This window comes from Arcicella sp. LKC2W (assembly GCF_034931005.1).
Taxonomy (GTDB): Bacteria; Bacteroidota; Bacteroidia; order Cytophagales; family Spirosomataceae; genus Arcicella.
Genome location: NZ_JAYGIN010000014.1, coordinates 131,420 through 143,594, shown reverse-complemented (window position 1 = coordinate 143,594; position 12,175 = coordinate 131,420). Strand labels below are relative to the sequence as shown.

The following is a 12,175-nucleotide window of genomic DNA, read 5'->3' as shown; positions in this document are numbered from 1 at the left end:
ACAAGGCAATTAATTGTAGTGAGGATTTTTAAAATGGAGACAAGGCTGTGCCTTGTCTCTACCAAGAATAAATTAATTATCCTCTTACCAATGCCTTATTAATATCACTCGCTAACGAAGGACCAGCGTAAATAAATCCTGTGTAAATCTGAACTAACGACGCTCCCGCTTTTAGTTTTTCAATCGCATCTTCTGCCGTATGAATCCCTCCTACGCCAATAATTGGGAATGATTTATTCGATTTTTCTGACAAATATTTAATCACTTCTGTTGAACGTTTGGTAACTGGCTTTCCACTTAATCCACCCATTTCTTGCACTAAATTTTGGTCAGATTTTAGGCCTTCTCTCGAAATTGTTGTGTTAGTTGCAATAACTCCCGCAATTTTTGTTTCTTGTACTATTTCAACAATGTCGTCTAATTGAGACTCCGTTAAATCTGGAGCAATTTTAAGCAAAATTGGCTTTTGCTTCACCTTCTTTATATTCTCATTTTGAAGGGTTTGCAGAAGATTCTTCAAAGGCTCTTTTTCTTGTAAAGCTCTCAAATTTGGTGTATTTGGTGAACTTACATTGACTACAAAATAATCTACGTAATCAAACAACTCGTGAAAACAGATTAAATAATCATCCACTGCGTTTTCGTTGGGCGTTACTTTATTTTTACCAATATTTCCACCTACCAAAATATTACTATTCCGTGCTTTCAATTTTTCTACTGCTACCTTTACACCGTCATTATTAAAGCCCATTCGGTTGATAATAGCTTGGTCAGGTTTTAGTCTAAAAAGACGTGGTTTGTCATTTCCTGGTTGACCTTTTGGTGTAAGCGTTCCGATTTCGATAAAGCCAAAACCTAAATTTGAAAATTCATCAATCATCAAGGCATTTTTATCAAAACCTGCGGCTAAACCTACTGGATTTTTAAACTTTAGTCCAAAAACTTCACGTTCTAAACTTGGATGTTCGTAATGATAAATGGCTCTAAATATTTGCGGAACAAACGGAATTTTGAATAAAAACTTAATTAAGTCGAAAGTAACATAATGAGCTTTTTCAGCATCAAGCTTAAACAGAAGGGGTTGGAGAATGTATTTGTACATTTTTTTAGAAAATAGAGTTGTGAAATTATACCAAAACTCTGTTATAAATGATTGAGTTACAAATTTACGAAAACCAAAAATGAAAAACCCTGCAAACACTAAAATGCTTGCAGGGTTTTTCATTTATTTGAAATAGAAAATTGATATTTACTTATTTTTTACCAGGTTTCTTAAAAATAGTTTCGTCAACTGTTGGGTTCAATTTGATTGATTCTGTTTCAATCGTCATTGTTCCACCCATTGGGCTTGGCGTTTCCATTGTAAAAGGGAATGTCAAACCATCAATTTGCTTAAAGTTTGAAAAATTAACCTCAGCATCAATATCTTGTCCTTGAACATTTCTTTTTCCTGCGGACTTTAACGTATAATAAGTTGATGCCGAAATAAATAAGTTCGTAATATCGCCATTTTTTTCAACCAATTTCAAGTGATAAACGTCTGCTCCGTCTAATTTTTCTTTTCCAACCAATTCAAGAGTAGCTCCTTTTTCTTTGTAGTTGAGTAAAGAACCTCCTAAATTTGTTTGCTTGAGGGTTTCTTTAATTAATGCCCCTGGCATATCTTCTGGTTCACCTGTTCCACCCATCATTGCTGGGCGTTGCATCCAACCTGTTTCTCCGTCAACTGCTGTTATAATATCTTGTCCCATTACAGAAACTTCAGTTCTCAAACTTTTACCTGCAACAATTGTAGTTTTGCTTTCGATATCCATACCTTGCACAGAGAATTTATTATTCATCTGCATACTTTTTACGGTCTTCCATTTATCTGCACCACCCATTGCTTCAATGTGTTTTGTTACAATTTCATCAACATTTTGAGCAAAAGAAGCAGCAGAAGTTGCCAAAACAATAAACGCTGAAGCAACAAATTTTGTAATTTTCATTTTAAAATTTTAGTTTAAGTTCTGTTTAAAAGATTCTCTTTTAATTATAACGAAATGTAGGAAGGAAAATATTCATCACAAAATATTATCGTGATAATCAGTTAGAAGAACGGATAAATGGCAAGAAAATGCAAATAATATTTATATTATGAAGTACGTTTTGCTTTAAAAATTTTGTTAGGAATAACATACTTCGAAAAATCAATTTTGGCATTATTAAAATCAATCATGCAAGCTTTTATAATTGCACGTACATTTTCATCGTGTTGATTGGTGATATTCATAAAACCTGAATAGGTTCTGAAAGCATTTGATTGAAAGATTTTGACAGGTTTAGCATCTGTTTCGATGTAAAACTCTACGCTCATTTTAGCAATTCCTTCTTCTTTCAAAAAATGCCGTTGCTCTCTAATTTTCAACTCTTTGATTCGCATCAACACGGGGACAAGTCCACCACGATAAGTATTTGATGGTTTAAGATAAGTCAAAATAACTTTCTGAATACTATCACCCAAAATAATGGTTTTCTGTTTATTCAATACTCCTTTTCGGGTAACGAAGTATTTGGGTTGGGAGAAATCACAGATGATTTTCTGAATATAAAATTTTCGATTGGGCATCGAAAATTGTTCTTTTTTAAGCGTCAAAACATCATAATGTACATTTTGGGCAAAGAGTAACTGAAAGGTAATTATTCCAAGAAATAGGCTTATGAATATTTTTCGCTGAAACATAGTGGCGGTATGTTAATGATATTTCAATAAAAAACTCCTCAAAAATTAAGCCATTTCTGAGGAGTTTTTTGATATAGTAAGCGATTTGCGAAAAGCGAACAAGGCAATAATCTGGCTTTTAATCAGTTGAAAGCTTTGTTCTTTTACAAACCTAAAGAATTTAAGAATGTCAACTTGATTCTTATACCACCGCTTCTTTACTTCTTGGAAAAGATTTCAAGGCAATTGCCAAAGCGAAGAATGTTACTAAACCTGCCATAAAAAATGCCGCTCCAGGAAAAAAGATTGGAGCATCTTCAGCAGAAAAATAAGAGAATAGATTTGATGCAAATAAAGGTCCAATTATGGTTGTGATACTCTGCATACTTGTAATTCCGCCTTGCAATTCTCCTTGTTCATTGGGTGCTACTTGCTTAGTTATTAAGCTCTGAAGAGCTGGGCCAGCAATTCCTCCCAAACCAAAAGGAACCATAAAAATATACATCATCCAACCTTTTGTAGCAAAAGCAAAAAGCATAAAACCAATGCCATAAAACAACAAACCAATGATTATTGAGTTTCTATCTCCTAACTTTGGATTGATTATTCTATTAAGTCCACCTTGTACAATGGCAACCATTAAACCTACAAATGCCAATGAATATCCAACTTCTTTCAATGTCCAATTAAATTCTTTCATCGTAAAATACGACCATGTACTTGGATGTGCTTGACCTGCAATTTGCAAACAAAACAATGAGCCAATTAAGCCTAAAAGGGCAGGATAACGAGCAATATTTTTGAGTGAACCAACAGGATTTGCTCTTTTCCAATCAAACTCTCTGCGGTTTTCCTTCGCCAATGATTCGGGCAACACGAAATAACCATAAAGGGCATTTACCAACGTTAATCCAGCCGCAAACATAAATGGAACACGAGTACCAATATCGCCTAAAATACCGCCAATTGGAGGGCCAATGATAAAGCCAAGTCCAAAAGCTGCACCAACCATACCAAAGTTTTTCGAGCGATTTTCATCCGTTGAAATATCAGCAATATACGCTGTGGCAGTAGTAAAACTTGCTCCTGTGATACCTGCAATTAATCTTGCAGCAAATAACCATACTAAGGTCGGAGCAAAAACCAATATCATATAGTCAAGAAAAAAGCCAAAAAGCGAAGCTAAAATAACGGGTCTTCTTCCATATTTATCACTTAATCCACCAATAATTGGCGAAAAAATAAACTGCATAATGGCATAAGACGACATCAAAAAACCTGAATATTTCGACGCTTCACTAAGCCCTTTACCAGTAAGTTCTAATAATATTTTTGGAATGACGGGAACAATAATTCCGATACCAAGAACGTCAATAACAATAGTAATAAAAATGAAAATAATGGCAGGGTTACGCTTTGTTGACATGAGAAATGATGGATAGATTAATATGCAAGTTACTCATTTTTTATGAAACAAGCCCTAAACCATTAACTCAGACCGCAAACTTAAATCCGATTTTGTCTCTTAAAAATGCTTTACTGATTTCTCCACTTTCTTTGGGTGTACGGGTTTTAACGGGTACACCATCCAATTCTACAATTGCCCATTTCTTGAAATTTATCTTTTGTAAATTATCAAAAACACCCTTCAAATCAACATTTCCTTGTCCTAATTCTACGAATTTATAGGCTTTTTTATCATCTGGTTTTTCGGGCAATGGAGCTTGAACGTCTTTAATATGTAGTGCTTCAATAATGTCTTTATAGTCCAAAACTGCCTTCGCAGGATTTCCTCCACCTTGATGATAATGGGCAACATCCAACAATAATCTCAAATACTTCGGATTCATATCTTGTACAATTGCATCAACTTCCTCGGGCGTTTCACCAAATTGATTCATGTGGTTGTGATAGGTCGATTGAATTCCTAAATCAGCCGTTTGTTTACCAATTTCATTCATCACAAAGGTCAATCTTTTCAATTGTTCAGTTGTCGGAGGTACTCCATTTTTACGTAATGAATTGGTCAATTGAATTGATGTTCCACCCAATGCTTTCACAAAACTGGCGTGTGCCACGTGATAATCAATCGTACTTTGTTCTTTGGCAGGGTCAATTTCTACATTTCCACTCGAAAACATGGGTAATGCTAAACCATTTGCCATAATTTGGTCTTTCAGTTCGCTTACTTTCGTTTTATATGTGTCATACGAATTGGCACGTAATTGAACTCCTTTGAAACCTAATGAAGCAATATCTTTCATCGCATCGAGGTCTTTCCCGCCCCATGTTATACCAGAATACGCTAATTGCAATTTGGGAACTTTAGAAAAACCATCTAAAGAAATTAGGGAAGCAGAAGCCAATAAGCCAGCTTGATACAAAAAATTACGACGTGAGATTTCAGACATTTTTCAGAGTGTTTTGAGATTAATTATTTCTATTGAAAGACAAACTGAAACTAAAAATACTTGTTACAATTTTTCAGTTTTGATATAAAACAATTCCGTAGCAATTTTAAACTCTTGCCCTTCCACTTTCGGAAAAATTTTGGTTTGCCATTCTGTATTTGGTGAAATTACTTCATATTTCTGAATTCCGAATCCTGCTTTGATTGGCATAGTTGGCGTTGTTTCTTTCCAACGATAACGCACCTCAACGGTATTGTCACTTTTAGTATTTATTTGGTATTGTAAAACTGGTATTTGCTTAGTTTTCAAGTACATATTGAAAATTGGGGATAAATTCATTCCTGTTTTTTCATTAAAATACTGAATTACTTGCTCAGTTGTAACATTGGAAATTCTAAATTTAGTTGCTAAACCTTTCAAAGTCTCAAACCAAATTTTATCATCATTTATAACATTACGAAGTGTGTGTAGCATCCAAGTGCCTTTATAATAAATATCAGAATCTGGCTGCGGATAATTTACACCCAAAGCTCCAATCATTGGCTCAGCATTACGAATTCCCGCTTTTTGTTTTTCGAGATACTTGATTGATTTCTCATAATTCTGCATACATTCTACATAAAGTGCCTCCATATAAGTGGTAAAAGATTCATGAATCCACATTTCGGCGTGGTCATTGCAACTCAGAGAATTACCAAAATATTCATGTCCCGACTCGTGAATGATGATAAAGTCAAAGCCATATTCATTATTTCGGTAATTGTTACCATACGCCACCGCACTTTGATGTTCCATGCCCCAATATGGCGTTTCCACCAAAGCGTAGCCATCTTTCCAAAAAGGATATTTGCCAAATAGTTTTTCGTAACAAGCCAACATTGGTTTTACTTGCTTGAAATGGGCTTTGGCTTTTTCTAAATTAGGCTTCAAAACATAATAATCTAACTCTAATTTATCCCCATCTTGAGCTGTATAAACGTCTTTAAAATTAGCATAATCAGCGATATTCAACGAAATATTATAATTGTTAATTGGGTAACTCACAAACCATTCATATTCCATAAAAGGCTGAAAAGAAACACCATTCAATGATTTATTATTGCTTGCGGGTGCATCATTTTTCAGTTCTTTGGAACTTCGTAAATTACCGTTTGATACACACATCAAACCTTTTGGAACGGCACAAGTGATTTTAACAGAATCAGGTTCGTCCGACAAATGGTCTTTATTCGGAAACCATAAACTCGCCCCTGTTCCTTCGCAAGACACCACAATCCAATCTTTACCATTTGGATCTTTTTTCCACGTAAAACCGCCGTCCCAAGGTGGATTTCTGGCAATTTGTGGTTTTCCACGATACTCTATTTTGATTGCATATTTCTTATTTTTCTTCTGAATATCGGAAAAATGGATAAAAGTTGCATTGCCTTCTCTTGTAAACTTCAAAGGTTTATCATTCTGCGAAATCGTTTCAATTTGCATATTGGCGAACAAATCAACCTGCATTTTTTTGAAGTCGGTCGTAGCTTTATAATAAATAGTATTTGAGCCTTCAATGGTCTGTGACGTTGGAATGACCTTCAATTTGAGGTCATAAAACGTGACATCATAGCAAGAACGTACCGCAGAAAGTGTTCCTCTGAGCGAATCCTGACGAGAGAATTGGGCGAAAATTGGAGAAAAAGAGCATAAAACAAAAAGAAGGATTAGTAGATTTTGTTTTTTAGTTTGATGAAAAAGAGTTTGATTCATGAATGGTAGGATAATTATATTTTTACAAAAAAACGCAAAGTTTAGATATTTCGTGAGCGTTATTAGAAAAATATTAAATTTTGAAAAAATCAACCATATCTTTTTTCAAAATAAGTTTCTTAAAAATGGTATGACTAATTTTGCAGAACAATCTTAAACATCAACAAATTTATTTTGAAAAAGCTTTTCCAAACCTACAAATCCGACATCATTGCCACTTACCAATTAGCACTGCCCATTATTGCGGGACAATTGGGCATTATGCTCATGGGTTTTGCCGATACCGTACAAGTTGGACGAATGGACAAAGGGGCCGTTCAAGCCCTTGCTGCCTCTGCCGATGCCAATGGAATTCTCATTAACATTGCCATTATTGGCTATATCTGTCTGCAAATTGTTTCGCCTTTGGTATCAAAAGCACAGGCCGAAAATAACTTTACGGAATGCAATCGTTTGTTGAAAGCCAATATTTTGGTTGCTCTTTTGATGAGCGTTTTTTGTTGCATTGTAGTTGTTTTGATTGGTCTGAATATCGACATTTTGAAACAACCTGCCGAAATAAAAACCCAAACTCAAGAATATCTTTGGATTATTACAATCTCAACCATTCCTGCGTTTATTTTCTCTGCTATTAAAAGTTTTACTGACGGTTTAGGTTTCGCCAAATTATCCATGAATATTACTTTTTCAGCCTTAATTCTGAACGTAATACTCAATCATTGTTTTATCAATGGCACATGGATTTTTCCTGAATGGGGTTTGAATGGAGCTGGCGTAGCTACCTTAATTTCAAGAACTTACATGATGTCAGCTTTGGTATTTTTCACTTTCAAAACAGATATTTTCAAAGCCTATTTTCAAGAAAAAGTTTCTTTTAGCGGTTTGAATAGCATTGTGAGAAGTATTCTAAAAATTGGTATTCCGAGCGGTTTACAAGGTTTTTCTGAAATTGCGGCATTTTACGGAGCTGTCGTAATGATGGGCTGGATTAGCATCGAACACAAAGCTGCTCACTTGGTAGCAATTGGCTACGTTTCAATGACTTATATGGCGGCAACGGGCATTGCTGCTGCAGGAGGAATCCGTGTTGGGGCAAGTTTAGGTGAAAAAAGTAGAATGGGTATTTTCAGAGCAGGAACAACGGCTTTGGTTTTAGGCTTAGTTTTTATGGGATTTTGTGCCGTTATTTTATTGATTTTCAACGTAGAATTTGCCAGTTATGTCAAAGACGAACAGGTGATACTTTTAGCAGCAGAATTGATTATTTGGGGAGGATTCTTCCAACTTTTCGATGGCGTTCAAGCCGTGAGTTTGGGAATTTTACGAGGAATTCAAGACGTAAATATACCAACTTTAATCACCGTTTTTACCTATTGGGGCGTAGGTTTACCGATGAGTTATATTTTAGGATTTAATTACGATTTAAAGCACGTTGGCATTTGGATTGGCTTGACTTTGGCTTTATTCGCTTCGGCAAGTCTTTTGAGCTGGCGTTTTTATAATAAAGTGAAGCGGATTAGTTTGTAATTCAACGCAGAATTTGAATAATTTTTCAAACGTAGTTGGGTATTTTCTCAAAATATAATAACCCCAAATAAGCATTTTATCCATTTCCTAATAACCAATAACTAATCACCACATACCTAAAATCCATATTTCCCCCATAATTCAGGCATTTCAATTTCAAATTGGAGTGCCTGTTTTGTTTTTGGGTGATTGAATAATAAATAATAGGATTGTAAAAAGATGCTTCCATCGGGAGAACTTCTTTTATAACCATATTTCAAATCTCCCAAAATAGGGCAAGCAATAGCGGAAAGCTGCGAACGAATTTGATGAAAACGTCCCGTAAATAACTCTATTTCAAGCAAATGATAACGTTCTGAAGATTTTACAGTTTCATATTTCAATTCTGCTTTTTGGCTATTTTCCACTTCTTTTTCAAACGCCTTTGATTGATTTTTCTTAGCATCTTTCAAGAGCCAATGTGTCAATTTTCCTGCTTTTTCTTTCGGTTGATTGGCTACAATGGCACGGTACTTTTTAGTAACATTTCTCGTTTGAAAATCTTTACTTAATTGCGATGCCGAAATTTCTGTTTTAGCCAAAACGATAATTCCGCTCACACGTTGGTCGAGACGATGAATGACAAATAAATCGGGGTAATTTTCAGAAAGAATTTCCAGTAGTGAAGGAGTACCACTTTTATCAGGTTGAGAAGGAATACCTGCGGGTTTATTGACAACCAAAATTTCGTTGTCTTCGTGGAGAATATCTATTTTCAATTGGATATTGAGTGATTGAATGATTTAGTGATTGAGTGGAAAAGTTTTACCCTTTATTCACTCAATCACCATTCACTCAATCACAAATTAAATTACATCACTACGTTCACAATACGTTTCGGCACAACAATTACTTTTTTAGGAGCTTTGCCTTCCAACCATTTCTGAACGATTTCATTGGCTAAAACACCTGCTTCAATATCCGCAGGAATAGCATCCGTAGGGAAAGAAATATTAGCTCTTACCTTCCCATTGATAGAAATTGGATATTCAAAATTGGCTTCTACCAAATAGCTTGGATTAAATTTGGGGAATGAAGCGTAAGAAATTGTTCCTGCTTCGTTGCCCAATAATGTCCATAATTCTTCGGCAATATGTGGCGTATATGACGACATCAAAATGACTAATTCTTGCAAAATTGCCTTTTTAGAACATTTCAACGACCCTAAATCATTTACACAAATCATCAATGTTGACACAACCGTATTGAAAGAATAACGCTCTAAATCCTCCTCCACTTTCTTGATAGCCGTATGTAAAACTTTCAATTCGGCTGGCGTTGGAGCTTCGTCTTTTACTTTGAAAGTACCTAAATCGTCGTAAAATAAACGCCATACTTTCTTGATAAATCTAAATGAACCGTCAATTCCGTTGGTATTCCAAGGTTTTGCTTGTTCCAAAGGCCCCAAGAACATTTCGTACAAACGCAAGGTATCAGCACCCACTTTATCCACTAAAATATCTGGATTTACAACGTTGTATTTCGATTTCGACATTTTCTCAACTTCCACACCACAAACGTATTTGCCGTCTTCCAAGATAAACTCAGCATTGGCAAAATCTTCTCTCCAATTTTTGAAAGCATTAACGTCCAAAATATCGTTATTGACAATATTTACATCCACGTGAATACCCGTTGTTTCGTATTGGTCTTTCAAATTATAAGAAACAAAAACAGGATTTTTGCCCGCTCCTACCGAAGATTTCACACGATAAACAAAATTAGAACGCCCCTGAATCATGCCTTGATTAATCAATTTCTTAGCAAATTCTTCTTCTGGCACTAATCCTAAATCTTTCAAGAATTTATTCCAAAAACGGCTGTACAATAAGTGTCCCGTAGCGTGTTCAGAACCTCCAATGTACAAATCAATGGCTTTCCAATAATTGATAGCATCTTGAGAAGCAAATTCTTGCTCGTTCTGAGCATCCATATAACGATACCAATACCAAGATGAACCCGCCCAACCTGGCATGGTACTTAATTCGTATTCATATTCGCCTTTATACTTCCAATTTTCGGCACGTCCCAAAGGTGGTTCGCCCGTTTCAGTTGGTAAATATTTATCAATTACAGGTAAATCTAATGGCAATTCCGATTCTTCAATTAAATACGGCAGTCCATCCTTAAAATAAACTGGAACTGGCTCGCCCCAATAACGTTGGCGACTGAAAACGGCATTTCTTAAACGGTATTGAATTTTACCTTTTCCAATGCCTTTTTCTTCCAAATAAGTCGTTAAAGTTTTGGTTGCTTCTTTGTATTCCATGCCGTTGATGATACCAGAATTAATATATTTTCCTTCTTTGGTATTATCAGCTTGAGTTTCAACGTCAGTTTGAGCATCAAGAATTGGAACAATTGGCAAGTTGAAATGCGTAGCAAAATTCCAGTCACGTTGGTCACCCGAAGGAACGCCCATAACCGCACCAGTTCCGTAACCCGCCAAAACGTAATCAGCCAAGAAAATAGGCACTTTTTCGTCATTGAAAGGATTGATTACGTAGCTTCCAGTAAACACGCCCGAAACCTTTTTCACTTCCGACATACGATCTAATTCACTTCTTGAAGCTACCCATTTCACGTATTCATCAACGGCTTCTTTTTGTTCTGGCGTAGTCAAAAACGGCACGTATTCATGCTCAGGGGCAATTACGATGAAAGAAACGCCATAGATGGTATCAACACGAGTGGTAAATACTTCGATTGATTCTGGAGCATTTTCTTGAACCGTCGAAGCATCAACTTTAAACTTCACGCTTGCACCTGTACTTCTACCAATCCAGTTACGTTGTTGTTCTTTCAAAGCATCCGACCAATCCACTTCGTTCAACCCGTCAATTAAACGGTCAGCGTAGGCAGTAATTCTCATAGCCCATTGCTTCATTTTTTTCTGCTCAACAGGAAAACCTCCACGTTCAGAAACACCGTCTTTTACTTCGTCATTCGCCAAAACCGTTCCCAAACCTGGACACCAGTTTACGACCGATTCGTCGGGGTAAGTCAAACGATATTTTAACAACATTGACTGTTGGTCAAATTCACTCATTGCGTTCCATTCCTCCGAAGTGAAAACAGGCGTGTCTTCATCACAAACCGCATTAACCGATTTATTTCCTGACGCTGCGAATTTTTCCACTAAATCAGTAATTTTCAAAGCCTTGTTTGCATCCTTATCGTAATAATGATTAAACAATTGCATGAAAATCCACTGCGTCCATTTATAATATTTTGAGTCCGAAGTACGCACTTCTCTGCTCCAATCGTAGCTAAAACCGATTTGCTTTAATTGACGGATGTAAGTGGTAATATTTTCTTCGGTAGTAATAGCAGGATGTTGCCCCGTTTGGATAGCGTACTGTTCGGCAGGTAAACCAAAAGAGTCAAAACCCATTGGGTGCAAAACATTAAAACCCTTCAAACGTTTGTATCGAGCAATAATATCAGAGGCGATGTACCCAAGCGGATGCCCAACGTGCAAACCAGCTCCAGATGGATACGGGAACATATCCAAGACATAATATTTCGGTTTTGAGGTATCAATTTCAGTTTTGAAAGTTTGTTTTTCTTCCCAAAACTGTCTCCATTTTTGTTCTATTTCTTTGTGATTGTATTCCATTTGTTTCAGTGAACAGTTATCAGTTATCAGTTATCAATCATAACTGAATTACAAAAATAAGTCTTAATGGGGATTAAATAAAGTAAACCCAATACAACGATTGGAATTAACATAGAATTGATAAAG

At 35.9% G+C, this 12,175-nt stretch carries 9 protein-coding genes; 1 reads left to right on the top strand and 8 read right to left on the bottom strand.

What is annotated here, in order from left to right; all coding sequences use genetic code 11:
* Positions 1-76: 76 nt before the first annotated feature.
* The 6 genes from VB796_RS12650 to VB796_RS12625 all read right to left on the bottom strand — a co-directional run bounded on the left by VB796_RS12650 (position 77) and on the right by VB796_RS12625 (position 6,864).
* Complete coding sequence (locus VB796_RS12650; RefSeq protein WP_323346913.1) at positions 77-1,102, bottom strand: quinone-dependent dihydroorotate dehydrogenase; 1,026 nt, start codon at positions 1,100-1,102, stop codon at positions 77-79.
* A 151-nt stretch (positions 1,103-1,253) separates the two neighbouring features.
* Complete coding sequence (locus VB796_RS12645; RefSeq protein WP_323346912.1) at positions 1,254-1,988, bottom strand: outer membrane lipoprotein-sorting protein; 735 nt, start codon at positions 1,986-1,988, stop codon at positions 1,254-1,256.
* A 146-nt stretch (positions 1,989-2,134) separates the two neighbouring features.
* The gene (locus tag VB796_RS12640) at positions 2,135-2,722 is read right to left on the bottom strand and encodes a hypothetical protein (RefSeq protein WP_323346911.1); all 588 of its coding nucleotides are present in this window, start codon (positions 2,720-2,722) and stop codon (positions 2,135-2,137) included.
* Between the two features lie 181 nt (positions 2,723-2,903).
* Positions 2,904-4,127 carry a TCR/Tet family MFS transporter gene (locus VB796_RS12635; protein WP_323346910.1) on the bottom strand — a complete coding sequence of 408 codons (1,224 nt, stop codon included), beginning with the start codon at positions 4,125-4,127 and terminating at the stop codon, positions 2,904-2,906.
* Between the two features lie 67 nt (positions 4,128-4,194).
* Positions 4,195-5,112, bottom strand: coding sequence for a sugar phosphate isomerase/epimerase (locus tag VB796_RS12630; protein ID WP_323346909.1), 918 nt, complete (start codon positions 5,110-5,112; stop codon positions 4,195-4,197).
* 63 nt (positions 5,113-5,175) lie between these two features.
* Positions 5,176-6,864 carry a M1 family metallopeptidase gene (locus VB796_RS12625; RefSeq protein WP_323346908.1) on the bottom strand — a complete coding sequence of 563 codons (1,689 nt, stop codon included), beginning with the start codon at positions 6,862-6,864 and terminating at the stop codon, positions 5,176-5,178.
* A gap of 174 nt (positions 6,865-7,038) precedes the next feature.
* Between VB796_RS12625 and VB796_RS12620 the strand changes: the two genes are divergently transcribed.
* On the top strand, positions 7,039-8,391 hold the full coding sequence (locus tag VB796_RS12620) for an MATE family efflux transporter (RefSeq protein ID WP_323346907.1): 1,353 nt from the start codon (positions 7,039-7,041) through the stop codon (positions 8,389-8,391).
* Positions 8,392-8,507: 116 nt separating this feature from the next.
* Here VB796_RS12620 and VB796_RS12615 read toward each other — a convergent pair whose 3' ends face one another.
* On the bottom strand, positions 8,508-9,149 hold the full coding sequence (locus tag VB796_RS12615) for an RluA family pseudouridine synthase (protein ID WP_323346906.1): 642 nt from the start codon (positions 9,147-9,149) through the stop codon (positions 8,508-8,510).
* Between the two features lie 92 nt (positions 9,150-9,241).
* The gene (leuS, locus tag VB796_RS12610; protein WP_323346905.1) at positions 9,242-12,049 is read right to left on the bottom strand and encodes a leucine--tRNA ligase; all 2,808 of its coding nucleotides are present in this window, start codon (positions 12,047-12,049) and stop codon (positions 9,242-9,244) included.
* Between the last annotated feature and the right edge of the window lie 126 nt (positions 12,050-12,175).